General features: G+C 64.4%; 17 protein-coding genes. 3 read left to right on the top strand and 14 right to left on the bottom strand.

Features of this window, described 5'->3' with window-relative positions; all coding sequences use genetic code 11:
• Window positions 1-238: 238 nt before the first annotated feature.
• Both infC and pdeM read right to left on the bottom strand, forming a co-directional pair.
• Window positions 239-760 (bottom strand): translation initiation factor IF-3, encoded by a 522-nt coding sequence (gene infC / locus BM052_RS18545; RefSeq protein WP_091149299.1) that lies wholly within the window; start codon window positions 758-760, stop codon window positions 239-241.
• Window positions 761-907: 147 nt separating this feature from the next.
• The gene (gene pdeM, locus BM052_RS18540) at window positions 908-1,585 is read right to left on the bottom strand and encodes a ligase-associated DNA damage response endonuclease PdeM (protein WP_091149297.1); all 678 of its coding nucleotides are present in this window, start codon (window positions 1,583-1,585) and stop codon (window positions 908-910) included.
• Between the two features lie 45 nt (window positions 1,586-1,630).
• Between pdeM and hemF the strand changes: the two genes are divergently transcribed.
• Window positions 1,631-2,494: an oxygen-dependent coproporphyrinogen oxidase gene (hemF, locus tag BM052_RS18535; protein ID WP_091149296.1), complete on the top strand. Its 864-nt coding sequence runs from the start codon at window positions 1,631-1,633 to the stop codon at window positions 2,492-2,494.
• A 46-nt stretch (window positions 2,495-2,540) separates the two neighbouring features.
• Here the strand turns inward: hemF and rutA are convergent, their stop codons facing one another.
• Genes rutA through rutB form a run of 4 tightly spaced genes read right to left on the bottom strand, consistent with a single transcriptional unit; the run spans window position 2,541 to window position 5,524 of the window.
• Window positions 2,541-3,611 carry a pyrimidine utilization protein A gene (gene rutA / locus BM052_RS18530; RefSeq protein ID WP_091149294.1) on the bottom strand — a complete coding sequence of 357 codons (1,071 nt, stop codon included), beginning with the start codon at window positions 3,609-3,611 and terminating at the stop codon, window positions 2,541-2,543.
• Between the two features lie 2 nt (window positions 3,612-3,613).
• Window positions 3,614-4,414 (bottom strand): pyrimidine utilization protein D, encoded by an 801-nt coding sequence (gene rutD / locus BM052_RS18525; protein WP_091149293.1) that lies wholly within the window; start codon window positions 4,412-4,414, stop codon window positions 3,614-3,616.
• Complete coding sequence (gene rutC, locus BM052_RS18520) at window positions 4,407-4,790, bottom strand: pyrimidine utilization protein C (RefSeq protein WP_091149302.1); 384 nt, start codon at window positions 4,788-4,790, stop codon at window positions 4,407-4,409. The genes rutD and rutC overlap by 8 nt, the downstream gene beginning before the upstream one ends.
• On the bottom strand, window positions 4,790-5,524 hold the full coding sequence (gene rutB, locus BM052_RS18515) for a pyrimidine utilization protein B (RefSeq protein ID WP_091149291.1): 735 nt from the start codon (window positions 5,522-5,524) through the stop codon (window positions 4,790-4,792). Before rutB ends, rutC begins: the two co-directional genes overlap by 1 nt.
• A gap of 164 nt (window positions 5,525-5,688) precedes the next feature.
• Between rutB and BM052_RS18510 the strand changes: the two genes are divergently transcribed.
• Window positions 5,689-6,636 carry a patatin-like phospholipase family protein gene (locus BM052_RS18510; protein WP_091149289.1) on the top strand — a complete coding sequence of 316 codons (948 nt, stop codon included), beginning with the start codon at window positions 5,689-5,691 and terminating at the stop codon, window positions 6,634-6,636.
• A 25-nt stretch (window positions 6,637-6,661) separates the two neighbouring features.
• On the opposite strand, the gene BM052_RS18505 is transcribed toward BM052_RS18510, so the two are convergent.
• Together BM052_RS18505 and BM052_RS18500 are read right to left on the bottom strand one after the other, a co-directional pair.
• Window positions 6,662-6,886, bottom strand: a complete 225-nt coding sequence (locus BM052_RS18505) for a hypothetical protein (protein ID WP_091149288.1) — start codon at window positions 6,884-6,886, stop codon at window positions 6,662-6,664.
• Window positions 6,887-7,228: 342 nt separating this feature from the next.
• Window positions 7,229-7,687, bottom strand: a complete 459-nt coding sequence (locus BM052_RS18500) for a PilZ domain-containing protein (protein WP_091149286.1) — start codon at window positions 7,685-7,687, stop codon at window positions 7,229-7,231.
• Between the two features lie 213 nt (window positions 7,688-7,900).
• On the opposite strand from BM052_RS18500, the gene BM052_RS18495 reads away from it, so the two are divergent.
• A complete protein-coding gene (locus tag BM052_RS18495; protein WP_091149284.1) occupies window positions 7,901-9,994 on the top strand; it encodes a RelA/SpoT family protein in 2,094 nt (697 codons plus the stop codon).
• A gap of 38 nt (window positions 9,995-10,032) precedes the next feature.
• Here the strand turns inward: BM052_RS18495 and BM052_RS18490 are convergent, their stop codons facing one another.
• From BM052_RS18490 to BM052_RS18465, 6 genes are all read right to left on the bottom strand, one after another.
• Window positions 10,033-10,350, bottom strand: coding sequence for a DUF1905 domain-containing protein (locus BM052_RS18490; RefSeq protein ID WP_091149282.1), 318 nt, complete (start codon window positions 10,348-10,350; stop codon window positions 10,033-10,035).
• An 82-nt stretch (window positions 10,351-10,432) separates the two neighbouring features.
• The gene (locus tag BM052_RS18485) at window positions 10,433-11,476 is read right to left on the bottom strand and encodes a peptidylprolyl isomerase (RefSeq protein ID WP_091149281.1); all 1,044 of its coding nucleotides are present in this window, start codon (window positions 11,474-11,476) and stop codon (window positions 10,433-10,435) included.
• A gap of 90 nt (window positions 11,477-11,566) precedes the next feature.
• Complete coding sequence (locus BM052_RS18480; RefSeq protein WP_091149279.1) at window positions 11,567-13,438, bottom strand: AMP-binding protein; 1,872 nt, start codon at window positions 13,436-13,438, stop codon at window positions 11,567-11,569.
• A 13-nt stretch (window positions 13,439-13,451) separates the two neighbouring features.
• On the bottom strand, window positions 13,452-13,958 hold the full coding sequence (locus tag BM052_RS18475; RefSeq protein ID WP_091149278.1) for a GNAT family N-acetyltransferase: 507 nt from the start codon (window positions 13,956-13,958) through the stop codon (window positions 13,452-13,454).
• 95 nt (window positions 13,959-14,053) lie between these two features.
• A complete protein-coding gene (locus tag BM052_RS18470) occupies window positions 14,054-15,817 on the bottom strand; it encodes an MFS transporter (RefSeq protein WP_091149276.1) in 1,764 nt (587 codons plus the stop codon).
• A 24-nt stretch (window positions 15,818-15,841) separates the two neighbouring features.
• Window positions 15,842-17,353 (bottom strand): DcaP family trimeric outer membrane transporter, encoded by a 1,512-nt coding sequence (locus tag BM052_RS18465; protein WP_143084906.1) that lies wholly within the window; start codon window positions 17,351-17,353, stop codon window positions 15,842-15,844.
• Window positions 17,354-17,676 lie beyond the last annotated feature (323 nt).

The raw sequence follows: 17,676 nt of genomic DNA, 5'->3' as shown, positions 1-17,676 counted from the left end.
GACGCTTGGAACTGGCTCATCGCTCAACCAGAGCAAATCACTTCAATCGGGTCACGCAAATGGGCACAGGTCAATCAATGAAGCCGAGCGTATAAGGCCCTTGGTATGACGCCCCTGCGGCCTTCGTCGGACGGATACTTCTTTGGCGGTCGACATCCTTGGCTATTCCTCATGGCCGATAAAGCAAAGGGCGCCCCATCGGAGCGCCCTTCGTTTGCCGTCACGCGAGGTCGCGCGCTTATTTCGGCGACAGTACCATCAGCATCTGGCGGCCTTCCATGCGGGGGTAGGCCTCCACCTTGGCGATGTCCGCGACGTCTTCCTGCACGCGGCGCAGGAGATCCATGCCGAGCTGCTGGTGGGAAAGCTCGCGGCCGCGGAAGCGCAGCGTGATTTTCACCTTGTCGCCATCGACGATGAAGCGGTGGACGTTGCGCATCTTGGTGTCGTAATCGTGATCGTCGATGTTCGGACGCATCTTGATCTCTTTGATCTCCTGCGTCTTCTGGCTCTTGCGCGCGGCATTGGCCTTTTTCTGCGCTTCGTACCGATACTTGCCGACATCGAGGAACTTGCACACCGGCGGGTCAGCATTGGGCGAGACTTCCACCAGATCAAGGCCGACTCCGGCCGCCTGTTCGATCGCCTCTCGGGTGTACATGACGCCCAGGTTCTCGCCGTTCTCGTCGATCACGCGGACCTTGTCGGACTGGATCATGTTATTGTAGCGCGGACCGCTCTTCACGGGCGGGGTCATCATGCGCCGGGGTGGGGGTGCTATAAGCGTTCTCCTGAATCATTATCGTCGCGGGCTCGGATTCGGCCGTCATTAGTGCGAATCGCCCGCGCACGCAAAGCGGGAATTCGCGCAAGTTTCATATGATCGCCCAAGCTGCGATATGGGAATTCAGGCGGCCTTGCGCCAGAGGGGATAACGCACCAGCCTTTGGCGTGCCGGCACCAGCGCATCGACGGCATCGGCGGGCTGCAGCGCGGAGAGAATCTCCGGATCGGCGGCATTCATTCCGCCGGTGAGCGCGCCGAAGGCGGGCAGGATCAGCCGGCTTTCGCTTCGTACCGCGCAAGGCCGGGCGATACGCCGTTCGCGCGCGTGAATCACCAGGCGTGGATGGAAGTGGCCGGAGATTTCCGGCTGCGTCGTTCCCGGCCTGGCCATGTGACGCAGCACGAACCCGCCGGTTTCCAGTTCCGCCACGCAAATGCCGCCTGCTTCGGCGCCGATGTGCGGATCGTGGTTTCCAGTGATCCACACCCAGTCGAGCGCGCGCGTCAGCGCCGCGAGCATCCCGGCGGCATGCGGTTCCAGCCGGGCGGGACCCGCGCTGTCGTGGAAGTTGTCCCCCAGTGCGAAGATCCGTCGTGCGCCGGTTTCGCGTACCGCCGCCGCCAGCCGCTCCAGCGTCTCGCGGCTGTCATAGGGGGGAAGCATCTGGCCGCCCCGAGCGAAGAAGCTCGCCTTTTCGAGATGCAGGTCCGCCACCAGCAGCGCTTGCTCGCGCGGCCAGTAGAGCGCGCGGCCGCCGACGAGGAGCATCTCTTCATGTCGGAACGAAAAGGGAACCATTCCTTTCCCTTGCCGCAGCGTGCGCGATTTGGCAAGCGCCGGGGCATGACTGACTGGACTTCCTGCACCGCCCGCGCCGGCGAATGGTTTCACACCCTGCGAGACCGCATTTGCGCCGAATTCGAGGCGATCGAGCGGGAGGCGGGTTCCGATGCCGCCTTCACGTACACACCGTGGCAGCGCGCGGCGGTGGAGGGCGGCGAGGGGGAAACCGGCGGCGGCACGCGGGGCCTGATGAAGGGCAGGGTGTTCGAGAAGGTCGGAGTCAATATCTCGACCGTCGCCGGCGGACTGGCGAAGGACTTCGCCGCCACTATCAACGGGGCCTCGGCCGAGGAGAACCAGTTTTCCGCTACCGGCATCAGCCTGGTGGCGCACATGGCCAATCCGCATGTGCCGGCAGTGCACATGAACACCCGCTTCCTCACCACCACCAAGGCCTGGTTCGGCGGCGGCGCCGACCTCAACCCGCCGCTGCCCTACGCGGAGGACACCGCCGAATTCCACGCCGAATTCCAGGCCGCCTGCGATGCCCACGGCGCCGACTATTACGACCGCTTCAAGGCCTGGGCGGACGATTACTTCTACATTCCGCACCGCAAGGTCCACCGGGGCGTCGGCGGGATTTTCTACGACCACCTCGAATGCGCGGACGAGGCCGCCTGGGACGCGAACTTCGCTTTCACCCGCGCGGTGGGCGAGGCGTTCCTAGCCGTGTTTCCCCGGCTGGTGCGCCGGCGCATGGGCATGGACTTCACCCCCGCCGACAAGGCTCGCCAGCTCGAATGGCGGGGCCGCTACGCCGAATTCAACCTCGTCTACGACCGGGGGACGCTGTTTGGGCTCAAGACCGGCGGCAATATCGACGCGATCCTGATGAGCCTGCCGCCCGAAGCGACTTGGAGCTAGAGGCGTGTAGAGATTCAGCCCGGCTTGGACTTGATCTCTACACGCCTCAAGCGGCGATCCCTGCCCGGCTCTTCATCAGCGGCTGAATGCGGGTGCCGAAGGCTTCCACCCCTTCCACGAAATCGTCGAAGGTCAGCAGCACGCCGCCGGTATTGGGCACTTCGGCCATTTCGTCGAGCATCCGGGCGACGCTTTCGTAGCTGCCCACCAGCGTGCCCATGTTGATGTTCACCGCGCCTTCGGGGGCGGCCAGTTGGCGGACGTTGGTGTCGGTGTTGACGGTGTCCTTGGCGCCCTGGTCCGCCAGCCAGGCGATCGCGTCGAGATCGACGCCGTCGTTGTAGAGCTTCCACTTGGCCATGGCTTCCTCGTCGGTCTCGGCGGTGATAATCATGACCAGCACGAAGACCGAGACGTTCCGCCCGGTCTCGGCTGTGAACCTGGCGAGGCGCTCGTTGTTGCTGGCGAAGGCCTTGGGAGTGTTGACGCCGACGCCCAGGCAGAAGGCATAATCGGCCCACTTGGCCGAGAAGCCGAGCCCCGCGTCGGACGAGCCTGCGCAGATGATCTTCATCTCTCCGGTGGGCTGCGGCCGGACCAGGCAGTCATTCATCTGGTAGTATTCGCCCTTGAAATCGCTGCGTCCGGTCTCCCACAGTTCGCGCAGGATCCGGGCATATTCATCGAGCATCTTGTAGCGGTTGCGGAAATGGTCCTCGCCCGGCCAGAGGCCCATCTGGGTATATTCGGGCGGCTGCCAGCCGGTGATGAGGTTGAGCCCGAAGCGGCCGTGACTGATCGAATCGATCGTGTTGCACATGCGCGCGGCGAAGGCTGGGGGGATGATGAGGGTGGGGCAGGTCGCGTAGATCTTGATCTTCTCGGTCACGGCGGCAAGGCCGGACATCAGCGTGAAGCTTTCCAGCCCATATTCCCAGAACTGGCTCTTGCCCCCGAACCCCCGCAGCTTAATCATCGAGAGCAGGAAATCGAGCCCGTGCTTCTCCGCGCTGAGGGCGATCTGCTTGTTGAGATCGAAGCTGGGCATGTACTGCGGCGAGGTGGTGCTGATGAGCCAGCCGTTGTTGTTGATGGGAACGAAGACGCCGACTTGCATGGCTATTGGCTCCTGAGAAATTCGAGCACGGTGCGGTTGAAACGCTCGGGATCGGTGACGTTGCAGGCGTGGCCGCCCCATTCGAACGTGGCGACCCTGGCATGGGGGACCGGAGCGGCAAGGTCCAGCGCGGCGGCGTGGGGGACCAGGAAATCGTCCCACGTCGCGATCACGAGCAGTGTTTCGAGCGCGGCCAGGCCCGCCGGGTCGGGCTGATAGGCCTGAACCGCGGCAAGTCGCTTTTCCACCGTCGCCGCACCGGGAAATGCGGCGAGGTGGTGGTCGAGTTCGGCGGTCAGCTCGGCGTCGTGATCGGCGATCCAGTCTGGCGGGAACAGAAACAGCGGCTGCGCCTCGAGAAAGGCGCGAGCCCCGGCGGAACGCAACAATGCAAGGCGCGCGGCGAAGCAGCGGCGAGTGTGCGGCGACAAGGTTCGCCAGCCGTTGACGACCACCAGCGCGCCGATCCGTCCGCTACGGATCGCCGCCTCGATCCCGACCGCGCCGCCCAGGGCATGGCCGATGAAAGCCGCGGTTTCGATCTCCAGCGCATCCATCAGCGCCAGCACGTCCTTGGACATGGCCTCGACCGAGGTGCTCTCCGGCAATGCCCGGTCGCTGCGCCCGGTGCCGCGATGGTCATAGGCGATGACGCGGAAGCGTTCGGCCAGCGCCGGGATGTTCGGCGCCCAGTAGCTGGCCGAACCGCCCAACCCGCTTGACAGGATCAGCGGCGGCGCGTCCGCTGACCCATGGATCTCATGATAGAGCCCGGTTGCTCCAGGCCCAGTTGATTCAGTCAATGTGTGCCACCGAGGCGATCTCTACGAGGCAATCGGGCTTCACCAGGTCGCACCGGATGCAGTAGCGCGCCGGCTTGTCGCCCGGGAAGTATTCTGCATAGACCGCGTTGAAAGCGGCGTAGTCGGCCATGTCCTTGAGAAAGATGTGGTTCATGGCCACGTCCGTCATGGCGCCGCCAGCGGCCTCCACAGTGGTCTTGATCGCTTCGAGCACGTGCCGTGTCTGGCCGGCGGCATCGCCGACGTGAAGCACCGCGCCGCCTTCGCCCAGCGCCAGCATGCCCGAGACATAGACGGCGTTCCCGGCCTTCGCGCCGGCCGAGTAGGGTGCAATGGGTGGCGGGAACTGCGGTGGGTTGATCGGTTCGAAAGGCATCACGACTCCTTTGGCGCAAGCTGGCCGACGGCGGTGCGGAAATCGGCCACGGTACTGACCCAGCCGAAGAACTTCTCGACATTGTAGACCGTGGCCTGCTGGATGAAGTCGGGGCCCAGGTGATGGGTCGCGTCCTCCAGCAGCACACCGAAGTATTCGAGGTGGAAACCGTCGCGCAGCGTGGATTCGACGCAGACATTGGTGGCGATGCCGGTGAAGACCAGCGTGCGGATGCCCCGCGCGCGCAGGATGGAATCGAGCTGGGAGTTGAAGAAGGCCGAATAGCGCGGCTTGTGGATACGCAGGTCTCCCTCCCGCGGGGCGAGCGCATCGACCAGTTCATAGTCCCATCCGCCGCGCGCCAGGAACCTGCCGGCCAGTTCCGGCCGCGCGCGCATGGTCTTGAGCGCGTTCGATTTGTGCCAATTGGGCGAAAGCGGAGTGCCGGCCTCGACATAGCCCGCGTCCCAGCCGTTCTGGAGGAACACGATCGACATTCCGGCCGCCCGCGCGCTATCGAGCACTTGGGCGATCCTGCCGATCACGCTCGCGGCCGGGCCGACGTCGAACCCGGCTTCGTCCACGTAGCCGCCCCTGCTGGCATAGGCGTTCTGCATATCGACCACGATGACGGCGGTGGTCGCGGGATCCAGGCGGATCGCTTCAGGGCGCGCGGGGAGCACGACCGTGGGATTGGCGCTGGTGGGCGAAGGATCGACGATCGGTTCGTTCACCGCCTTACTATTGTGCAGGCATGGCAAATGATCAAGCTGATGAATATCGTCCCGGCGACGAACGGTTTTCCATAAATTAAATTGCCCGGAAGGCCGCGCGATGGAATGATCGTGCGGCTGTCACGCTTTGGCGCGTGCTGCTGGAAGCATGAAGGGGGCACGGGGTGAGCAAGAAACTGGCCATCGTCTTGAGCGGTGGCGGCGCGAAGGGCGCGTTTCAGGTTGGCGTGCTCGATGCGCTGATGGGCAAGTACGGGGTGAAGCCGAAGGTCGTCGTCGGCACCTCGACCGGTGCCATCCAGGCGCTCGGCGTCGCGCAGGGCGATATCGAACGGCTCAAGGCGTTCTGGCTCGGCCTCAAGGGCGATGGCGACATCTACAAGCGGCGCAACGTGCTGTTCTCCGCGCTGTTCGGCGCCAAGGCGATTCACGACGCGCGGCCGCTGCGCAAGCTGCTTGCCGGGCTCTACGATCCCGCGCGGCTGGCGGCATCGGGCATCGGCCTGCGGGTGGGCGTGGTGAACCTGCAATCCGGTGATTTCCGCACGATCGACGAAACCGTGCCGGGGATCGACAACTGGGTCTACGCCAGTTGCGCCATGCCGGTCTACTTCGATCCGTTGGAGACAAGCGACGGCAGGCAGTGGGTGGACGGCGGCGTGCGCGACGTGACGCCGCTCAGCGCGGCGATGAAGGAGAACCCCACCGGCATCCTGGTGATCCGCGCCTCGCCGCCGCCGGGTTCGGTCAAAGACCAGACGTTCGGCAGCCTGGTCTCGATCGGGCTGCGCTCGGTGGGCATCCTGCAATCGGAAGTTTCGGTCAACGACGTGGAACATGCCGGGCTCATCAACGACCTGCTTGATGCCAGGGGAAGGATGTGGACCGCGCTTTCCGGGGCCGGCCATTCGGCCGCCGAAGTGCAGCAATTGCTTGCGCCGCTCGACGGGACGATCACGGGCTATCGCTTCGTGCCGGTGCGCAAGATCGAGCCCAAGGAGGACTATTCCGACACGCTCGAATTCGATCCGGCGAAGATACGCCGGGCGATGGACGCGGGCCGTCAAGCAGTCGATGCCTGCTGGGACCAGATCAAGGATATCGTGGTTTAGGGTGCGCCGGGCGCAGTCGCGTTCATCAGCAGCGACGGATCAGATCGTCATCGTTCTTGTGTGCGCGATGGAAGTGCCGATCGAGCACCCAGTTCATGATGCTGACGAAGCCGGACTTGTGGTGCATGCTGGAAAGGTCCAGCCGGCTGAGGTCGATGCTCTCGGACAGGAGGACGCCGAACTCACCGACGCCGACCCAACGCACTTCGGCGTCCAGTTCGATGCCGCTGGGCAGCATCACTTCCAGCATCTGGCCGCGGTGCGGCGCGAAACCGCGCGAAACCGCGCGAGGCGATGCACATGCCGTGCTTGGAAACGTTGCGGATGATCGCCTCCTGCCCGGCCATGCCCTCGGCGCCCAGCACGGCGCCGATCAATGTGCGTTGACGCGGCGCGCGCGAGGGGTGCGTTTCGCCGGATGGAAACGGTTCGGCCGGACTCGGGAATGCCGCCACCGCCGTTTCGGCAGATGCCTTGTTGGCCATGCTGACTGCCCTTTCGTGCCGCCGCCTCGCTACGTGCGAATGTGGCGCGGCGGGTTTCTCGAAAGGTTAACAAGGCATTCGTGATTTATGCGATGAGATCGATTGAATCAGCAGCGGCGCAGCCGGGCCGGGGGCTGTTCAGGACGGCGCAGGCGCTCGTCGACGAGCCAGTGGATGGCTCCGGCGCCATGACGACGCTGGTTGGTGAGACCAAGGCGCTGCAGGTCGAGATCCTCGAACAGTTCGATGCCGAATTCGTCGCCTTCGACCCAGCGCACCTGAGCATCCTGTGCGATTCCGCTCGACAGCGTCACTCCCAGGGTCTCGCCTTGCCGCGGCGCCAATCCGCGCCCGGCGATGCGCATCCCCCGCGCCGAAACGTCACGGACGATGACTTCATGTCCGGGAATGCCGGGGCCGTGCATCACTGCGCGGATCAGTGTGCGCTGGCGCGGTGCGCGTGGCCGGTGGCGTACTTCGCCATCTTCCCGGGCAGGGGCGAGATTCGCGCGCGCTGCGTCGGAACACCCCACTTCCGCAATCTGGAGACCTGCCGTTGCACGCATCTCAACCCGCCTTTTCCATCATCGCTTGGTTCCGTCCCGGAGTGCCCGGTTCCGGCCCGTTCGTGTCTGAGGACGGCGCCGAAGTCCCGCGGTTAAGTATTTCGTGCAATCGCCATTTTCCGGCCGTCCCCTTTTGGCTGCCGATTGCAAAATCCGCATCTTTTGGGGCTTCCCTCTTGTCGCAACGCAAAAAATCCTGACATGCAGTCAAGGATGCTGCGCCAGTATGAACTCGTCGAACGCGTCAAGGAGTACGCGCCTGAGGCCGATGAGGCCCTGTTGAACCGCGCCTACGTCTATACCGTGCAGAAGCACGGCACCCAGAAGCGTGCCAGCGGCGATCCCTACTTCAGTCATCCGGTCGAAGTCGCCGGCCTGATGACCGAACTCAAACTGGACCAGCAGACCATCATCACCGCGCTGCTTCACGACACGGTCGAGGATACGCTGGCGACGATCGAGGAGGTGGAGAAGCTGTTCGGCCCCGCCGTCGCCCGTCTCGTCGACGGCGTCACCAAGCTTTCGAAGATCGAGGCGATGACGGAGAGCGAGCGCGCGGCGGAAAACTTGCGCAAGTTCCTCCTCGCGATGAGCGAGGACTTGCGCGTGCTGCTGGTCAAGCTGGCTGACCGCCTGCACAACATGCGCACGCTTCACTTCATCAAGGATGAGGAAAAGCGCCGACGCATCGCGCGCGAGACCATGGATATCTACGCGCCGCTCGCCGAGCGGGTGGGTATGTACGAATACATGCGCGAGATGCAGCTGCTCGCCTTCGAACAGCTGGAACCCGAAGGCTACGCCACCATCACCGGCCGCCTCGCACAGATCCGCAGCCAGGAAGGCGGACAGGTCGACGCGATCGCCTTCGCTATCAAGCAGGCGCTTGCCGAGGCCGGTGTGCAAGTCGAAGTCACTGGCCGGGAAAAGCATCCCTACTCGATCTGGCGCAAGATGGCCGAACGCCACGTCACCTTCGAGCAGATCACCGATATCATGGCTTTCCGCGTCCTGACCGAAGCGCCGGATGACTGCTACCACGCGCTAGGCGTGCTGCACCAGACCTGGCAGATGATCCCGGGCCGCTTCAAGGACTACATCTCGACGCCCAAGTCGAACGGCTACAAGTCGCTTCACACCGCGCTGATCTACGAGAACTCGATGCGCATGGAAGTGCAGATCCGCACCAAGGAGATGCACCGCACCAACGAGTTCGGCCTGGCCGCGCACTGGGCATACAAGCAGGGCGGGGCCAGGCCCGATGGGCAAGTCGGCTGGTTGCGCGACCTGATCGAGATCGTCGACGCCAGCCACGATGCCGAGGAACTGCTCGAACATACCAAGCTGGCGATCTACCAGGACCGCATCTTCGCGTTCACCCCCAAGGGCGCGCTGCATCAGCTTCCCAAGGGTTCGACGGCGGTGGACTTCGCCTATGCCGTCCATACCGATCTGGGCAATGCGGCGGTCGGCGCCAAGATCAACGGCCGGCACGTACCGCTGCGCACGCAACTGGTGAACGGCGACGTCGTGGAAGTCATCAAGAGCGCCAGTTCCGAACCGCAGCTCTCGTGGCTGGGTTTCGTCGTCACCGGCAAGGCCCGCGCCGCGATCCGCCGCGCGGTGCGTGCCAAGGAACGCGCGGAAGTGGCCGAGATCGGCTCCAAGCTGCTTGACGAAATCGCCGGCCGCCTGCCCCAGCGCATCGGCAAGAAGGCACTCATCGCTGCCGTGCGCCGGCTGGACCTGCGCGACGAGGCGGATCTCATGTTCGCGATCGGCTCGGCGCGCCTTACCGACCGGCAGGTGATGGAGGCGCTGGTTCCCGGCAGCACCGCCGAACTGCCCGACGAACCGGAGTGGACCCACACCGAGCGGGCGATCTCGATCAAGGGCCTGACGCCGGGCATGGGCTTCGAACTGGCCGAATGCTGCCATCCCGTGCCGGGCGACCGTATCGTCGGCTTGCGCCGTCCGGACCACAAGGTGGAGGTCCATACCATCGATTGCCTGACGCTGGCGAACGGCATCGATGTCGACTGGCTCGACCTGTCGTGGGGAGAGCGTACCACCGGCGCGGTCGGCCGCCTGCGCCTCGTGCTGTATAATCGGCCGGGCACGCTGGCGGAAGTGACGCAGATTTTTGCCAGCAACCGCGCCAACGTCACCAATCTCCAGATGGTCCAGCGCGACGAGCCCTTCGGCACTTACGAAGTCGATCTCGAGGTTGCCGACCTCGCGCACCTCACCCGCATCATCGGCGCCTTGCGCGCGAGCGAGGCCGTGGCGGAAGCGGAACGGCTCTGAAATTCCTCTTCGGGCTTGCCCAGGCATAGCGGGGACGCTCATACCTCAAGCCGGACTTCCACCTCATCGCCTTCGGCAAGCCCCTCGGCGCGGCGCACCGCTGCCTTGACGGGCAGCAGCCAGCCGCCATCGGTCTTGCTCGGGAAGACCGAAGTTGCAAATCGGCTTTCGCCGATCCGTGCGATCACCTTGAGCGAACCGAACCCGCGTGCATTGCCTTCGAGCTTGCGCATCAGCGCGGTGCCCGAAAGCGCCTCGCCCGCCGCACCGTCGATGGTGATGAAATGCCAGGTGCCTGTCCCGGTAGCCGAGGTCCAGCGCCACAGGCGGCCGGTGTGGACGAGGTGTTCGGTCATGCCGGGAACTCACGTGGAGACGCCGGGAACGAGCTTTGCCGCCGAGCGGCATCCTTGCGCGTTCGCGCGGCCGCGTAAACCCTCACTTGCCTACCGCCTTCATCTCCGCGCCAGCACGGCGCACCGGCACCGGCACGTTGCACACATCCACCCCGCCTGCCGGCTGGATATAGAATTCGTCCTTCCGGTTGGCGCGCTTGTCGGCATAAGCGGCGAAGCTCCCGCTTTCGGTTGAGAGGTACTCGTAAGCCGGCAGGTCGGGCACTTTGTCGCCCATCCGCACCGAGACGATCGGCGTGCGCTCGTCTGCCGTCTGGTAGAACCCCAGCGGCCCGGTTCCGCGCGGCAGCGAGGAGAGGTGCTCGATCCCTTCGATCACCCGGCCCACGAGCGCGATGTTGCGATCAAGCTGGCGCGGTGCCTGGCCGATCACGGCATAGAGTTCGGCCCCGGTCCCTGTATCGGGAGCGATATTGCGGCCGACGCCGACCATGCCGTAGCAGTGGACGGGCCAGATTTTCGATCCGTCAAGCGCGATCGGCCAGCCGGATTCGGAATGCCCGGTGAAGCTGGCGTAGCTATCGCGAGGTAGCGGCTGGTCAAGCAATCGCACTTTGACCAAGGGAGGATGCATACCGTTACGCGCCAAGCTTTCGGGCTGGCCAGCCATGGGCGGTTCGATGCCGGCCTGGCTCGGTTCCGCATAGACAGAGACGTAGTCGCTTTCGGGCACAGCCATCAAGCCAGCCGGCAGCGCCTTCGCCTTGCCCGGCACCTCCCCATCCGGATCGCCCCACTGGACCACATAATTGTCCTGAACCCGGACCACCGCGATCCCGTCATACCAGTGCGCGGCGACGAGCTTGCGGATGTTCCCTACCCACCCCTGCGAGAAGGGGGCCGGCATCAGCTGGATCACCACGCGCCGTGGCTGTCCCCGCGTATCGGGCGCGAGGTCCATCACCACCAGATCCGAAGGCGCGATCCCCGCCCAGTCCGATCTCGGGGCCGCGGCTACGATCTCGACCGGCGTGGCCGGCACCGCCGCGTCCTCGGCGACGAGCGGGGAGGGAGGAAGAACGGTCGCCAGACCGGCCAGAAACATGCTCGTCAGGGATTTGCGCATGAACCGATCATGCCACCACTGGTGCCCAAGATCGAGAACAATGGAACCCGACATTGTCGCGCCTTTTGCGGGTCAGCTCTGCCGCGTAGACTATTGTCTGACTGCCAAGGCTATCATCTGCGGCACGTCGGGATCCTCTATCGTTGCCGGGGTGGTGAAGGATTCGCCGTTGACGATCTTGCGGAGAAGGTTCCGCAGGATCTTTCCCGAACGCGTCTTGGGCAATTGCGGCACGAGATAGGCTGTCTTGAGCGCGGCGACGGCACCGAGCTCTGCCCGAACGGCGGCAATCACCCGTTTCGTCAAGGTTTCATCGGCCTCCGCTCCCGCCCGCGCGACAACGAAAGCGATCGGTATCATGCCTTTGACCACGTCGTCGGCGCCGATGACCGCGCATTCGGCGACACCATGCTGCTGGGCGACGATCTGCTCCATCTGCCCTGTTGAGAGGCGATGGCCGGCAACGTTGATGATGTCGTCCGTGCGGCCCATGATATGGAGGAAACCGTCGGCGTCGAAATGACCGGCGTCGCCGGTCTCGTAGTAGCCGGGGTAGCTGGCGAAATTCACCTCGTATCCAGCCTGGTTGTTCCACAGGGTACGGAAAGCGCCCGGCGGGAGCGGCGCCTCGATCGCGACCGCGCCACTTTCGTTGCGAGGCAAAGGCCTGCCATCGTCGCCGAGGATCGCGAAGCGATAACCCGGCACCGGAAAGCCGGCGCTTCCGCGCCTGCGCCTCAGGTCGCCCAGCGCAAAACAGCTGGCGACGCCCGGCCAGCCCAGTTCGGTCTGCCACCAGTGGTCGATGACCGGCAGTCCCGACTTTTCCTCGAGCCAGGCGATGGTGTCGGGATCGGCGCGCTCGCCGGCAAGGAACACGACCCGACAGTCGCCCGTGCCGATCTCCTTCAGGAGCTTCGCGTCCGGATCTTCCTTTCGGATCGCACGAATTGCGGTCGGCGCGGTAAAGAAGCTCTTCACACCGTGACGGCTCATCACCCGCCAGAACGTACCCGGATCAGGAGTCCCCACGGGCTTTCCTTCGAACAGCACCGTGGTTGCGCCCACCAGGAGGGGGGCATAGACGATGTAGCTGTGCCCGACGACCCAGCCCACGTCCGACGCGGCCCAAAAGCGGTCTCCCGCTCCGATGCCGTAGATGTGGGCCATCGACCACGCGAGTGCCACGGCATGGCCCCCGTTCTCGCGCACCACGCCCTTGGGCGTGCCGGTAGTGCCCGAGGTGTAGAGAATGTAGAGCGGGTCGTCCGAAGCAACGGGAACGCAGGGGGGTATGGGATGGTTTGCGGTTGCCGCGCGCAGCGTCGCCCAATCCTGATCGCGCCCTGCCGTCAGCTCCGCCGTCAGCTGCTCGCGCTGGAGCAGGACGACGTGCTCCACCGGGTGTGCGGCAAGCCTCAGCGCTTCGTCGACCATCGGCTTGTAGGCAATGGTGCGCGTGCCCTCGATGCCGCAACTGGCCGTGAGCAGGACCCGCGGCGTCGCATCATCGATCCGCTTGGCAAGCTCCAGCGGCGCGAAGCCGCCAAAGACCACGGAATGGATCGCGCCGATCCGGGCACAGGCGAGCATCGCGAAGACGGTTTCCGGGACCATCGGCATGTAGATGATGACCCGGTCTCCTTGTCTCACGCCCAGATCCGAGAGCATGGCCGCGACCCGGTCCGTCTCCTCGAGAAGTTGGGCATATGTGTAGTGCCGCATGACGCCGGTGACCGGGCTGTCGTATGCCAGCGCCGCGATGTCTCCGCGTCCAGCCGCTACATGACGATCGACGCAGTTGTGGCATGTGTTGATCGTGCCGCCCGCGAACCAGCCGCGTGCATCGTCCCAGACGGCGGCGGGCTGCGTGAACCAGTCGATCGCCTTCGCGGCTTCGCCCCAGAAGCCGGCCGGGTCGGCAATACTTTCACGCCAGGCGCGCTGGTAAGCTTCGCTCATTCCTGATGGCCTTTCAGCGGAATATCTTGGTGAGGATGGCCAGCGTGGGATCGCCTTCAAATGCTTCGACGGTAAAGCCCTTTTCGCGCTCCAGCTCGATCGCGGCATGGTTTTCCCGTGCTTCGATAGCGATCACCCGGCGCAGGCCGCGGGCCTTCGCTTCGTTGCCGAGGAAATCCAGCAAGGCCCAGCCCACTCCCTTGCCCCGGTAGTCGCTGCGGATCGAAACCGCGATCTCGCCGGTGTCCAGCGCCTTGTCACAAGCGAGCAGGGCCGAGGCGACGAGCAGGCCGTTGGCGGAATCGAAGGCAAGGAAGCTTTCGGAAAGGAAATGATCCGCATGGATCAGTGGATCCAGCTGCTCGTGGCTGACGTGCTGGGCGGCCGTGAAGAAACGGAAACGGCGGTCGTTGTCGCTTACCTGGTCGAAGAAGGCGCTGAGGATCGCCTCGTCGGCCTCGGTGGCGGCGCGCACGTCGAGCATGATGCCGGAGCGGGTGCTGAGCTGGGTGGTCGTCATGGGATCATCTCCGTTGGCGGGATGGGGCAACTTGGCTCCTCGAAACGCGCCGCGCCTTGATCGGGCTCAAGGCGCGGCGTTCCGGAGCAGTCTTGTCAGGTATCGATATTCCGCCTGAAGGTTTCGGGCAGGAAGATGAGCCCGATCACCACGGTGGCCGCGGCGACCACGACCGGATACCAGAACCCGAAGTAGATATCGCCGTTGGACGCGACCATGGCGAAGCCGATCGCCGGCAGGAGACCGCCTAGCCAGCCGTTCCCGATGTGATAGGGCAGCGACATCGAGGTATAGCGGATCCGGCTGGGGAACAGTTCCACCAGCATCGCCGCGATCGGTCCGTAGACCATGGTCACGAGCAGGACGAGGTAGAAGAGCAGCGCCACGACCAGCGGCTTGTTGATCTGCGCCGGATCGGCTTTCGAAGGATAGCCGACTTTCGACAGTTCGCCGACTACCGCCGGCTTGGCCTCGACCGCCGGCTTGTCGCCTTGGGCGGGCGCCGCGGCAACCGCCGGCGCGCCGACGACCTGGGCGGTGAAGGCCGCGATCGCCTTCTTCCGGTCGTCACCCGTGATCTTTGAAGGATCGGGCGCGGCGATCGTCGTTCCGCCGACGGTGACCGAGGCGATGGTTCCGGCTGAAGCCGTGACGTTCGTGTAGTTCACGCCCGATTTGGCCAGCGCATTCTTGATGATGTCGCAGCTGGTGGTGTCGAACGGGTTCTTGCCCACCGGATCGAACTGCGAGGAGCATTCGGCCGGGTTGGCCGTGACCGTGACCGGCGCCGAAGCCAGCGCCTTGGCCAGCGCCGGGTTGGCGGCGTTGGTCAGGGCGTGGAAAGTCGGGAACAACGTCAGCGCCGCGAGCGCGCAGCCGCCAAGGATGATCGGCTTGCGGCCGATCTTGTCCGAGAGCCAGCCGAAGACGAGGAAGAACGGAGCGCCCAGCAGCAATGCGGTGATGGCCAGGTTGTTCGCGGTCAGCCCGTCGATCTTGAGCATCTTCTCCAGGAAGAACAGGGCGTAGAGCTGGCCCGTGTACCACACGACCGCCTGGCCGGCGATGGCGCCGAAAAAGGCGATCATCACGAACTTGAGGTTCGACCATTGGCCGAAGGCGTCGCTCAGCGGAGCCTTCGATGCCGTGCCTTCGTTCTTCATCTTCTGGAAGACGGGCGATTCATGCAGCTTCAGGCGCAGCCAGAGACCGACGGCGAGGAACAGGCCCGAGATCAGATAGGGGATACGCCAGCCCCAATCCTTGAATGCCTCTTCGCCAACGCCGGTCGCCGGTGAGCGGACGAGGATGACGATCAGCAGGGCCATGGCGAGGCCGGCCGTTGCCGTGATCTGGATCCAGCTGGTATACAAGCCGCGCTTGTTGTTGGGCGCGTGCTCGGCGACATAAGTCGCCGCGCCGCCATATTCGCCGCCCAGCGCCAGGCCCTGGAACATGCGCAGCACGACCAGCATGATGGGCGCTGCGACGCCTGCGGTCTTGTAGGTTGGCAGGCAGCCGACCAGGAAGGTCGAAAGCCCCATCACCAGCAGGGTGATGATGAAAGTATAGCGGCGGCCGAACATGTCGCCGATGCGGCCGAATACCAGGGCTCCGAATGGACGGACGATGAAGCCGGCGGCAAAGACCAGCAGCGCCATGATGAACGAAGTGGTCGGATTGAGCCCGGTCAGGAACTGGGCCGCGATGATCGAGGTCAGGAGCCCGTAGAGATAGAAGTCATACCATTCGAACACTGTGCCGAGCGAGGAAGCGGTAATGACCAGCTTCTCGTTGTGGGTGGCCTGGTGATGCCTTGGCAAAGCGGAATATTCCACCGCCGTTTCATGCTGTACCATGGGTTGCTCTCCCTGTTGTGATTGTCAGAAGCTGTACTTCGCGGCGAATTCAACGCGGTCGAGTTGCCCCGTGGCCTCGCCGGAAGCGGCCGCCGAATTGGCGACCGTGCGCTCCCCGTGACGGTACTCGAGGCCGAGATCGATGTTCTTGACCGGAGAATAGAATAAGTTCGCCGCAGCGCTCCACGCCTTTTTGTTGAGGCCGGAGATCTGCGAGAGCGTAAGCGCCTTGTCGTATCGGTCGTCCTGGTAGCTGCCCATGATGTTGACGCGCATCCGCCGGGTGATCGACAGCCGCGCCGCGACAAGGGCAGCGAAGGTATTGACGTTGGTGAGGCTGTTCGTGGCGGGATTGTAGACCGCGTCGGGTGCGAAGTTGAGGCCGACATAGCGCCCGATACCCTGGCCGTACGTCGCCATGAAGCGGATGTCGCTCGACTTGGAGCCGTTGAGGAACAGCTTTCCGGCAATGCTGCCTCCCAACCCGGTCGCGGTGAGCCCGGTGCCGACCGCGCCGGCCGAGGTGACGTTGTTGACCAGCGCCGAATCCGTGCTTTCGCCGCGCACCTGGCGCAGCAGGCCGGCGAGCGAGATTTCCCCGCGCTTGCGCGAATAGACGATGCGGGCGGTGAAATCGGGCATGCGGTCGGTCCCGCTTTCCAGCGTCGCCGTGGCACCGGCCGTTACCAGTGCGCTTTCGGGATTCTCGATGCCGAGATTGAGCGTCAGGTGCCGCGAAAGCGGCGCGGTGTAACGGATCAGCGGCTGCCTGACAAAGACCGTGCCCTCGGCCCCGCCGACGTAATCGGTGCTTTCCGGCAGGGCCGCGGCATACTGGAACGTCGACCAGTCCTGGCCGAAAGTGAAACGGCCCACCTGCATGTAGGCGCGGCGCAGCGCCAGCGTATATCCGTTGGTCGTGCGCTGCGAACCACCGGCGGCGACGCTTTGCGCTGCGCTGGCGGTGGTCTGGAAATCGGTTTCCAGGTAGCCTTGTATGGTGTGTCCGGAGACTTGCGTATCGAGGTTGAGCCACAGGCGGGTCTGCTTGGCGGTAAAGTCCTGCGAACTGAAGCCGCGCCCGCCCATCGTGGTCGGGATGGTCTGCGGCAGGTAGAAATCGCGGCCGAGCGTATTGGTCGCCACGGAACCATTGCTGAAACGGGTGTTGGACGCGACAAGCTTCAGGTAGCCTCCGAGCTTGATCGTCGTCGCGCCCGAACGGAAACCGTCTGGCTGGGGCGCCGGTACCGGCCTGTTCTCGATCGCAGCGACCTTTTGCAGGGCGTTTTCGCTTTGGGCTACGGCGGCGTCGGCGCGGGTGTTCGCTGCATCGGCCCTGGCGTTCGCCTGGGCATTGGTGGCGCGTGCTTCGGCAAGTTCTGCGCGCAGGGAAGCCATTTCCTCTTCGAGCTTTTCGAGCCGCGCCTCAAGCGTGGACGCACGACTGGCCGTTCCGGCCAGTGCGGTCCCGGGAGCCGCCAGCGCGGTTGCCGCCAGCAATCCGGCAAGCAGGGCATTGTGACCCGTCTTCATTTTCCTCTCCATGCCGCCCCGATGATCCATCCCGGGGATTGCACCAGATTGGCCATGCTACCTTGCCGAACCATCCGGACTTTGGTCTGATGCCTACGACTTTCGTCTAAGGTCACTCAGCCGGCCCGGTGCGTTAGATTGCCTGCAAAGACTTCAACCGGAGAGGAAAAGCGGGAAATGAGCAAAGCCCACAATCCCGTGCCCGTGAGCTGGCCTGTGCCCGTGAGTTGGGCGGAGAAAGCGCTGATTGACGAAGCGCGCTACGAAGAGATGTACGCGCGTTCGCTTGGGGATCCGGAAGGTTTCTGGCGCGATGAAGCGCG

This window comes from Novosphingobium sp. CF614 (assembly GCF_900113255.1).
In the GTDB taxonomy this organism is placed as follows: domain Bacteria; phylum Pseudomonadota; class Alphaproteobacteria; order Sphingomonadales; family Sphingomonadaceae; genus Novosphingobium.
The sequence above is the reverse complement of the archived record's forward strand: the minus strand, read 5'-3'. Positions and strand labels throughout refer to the sequence as shown.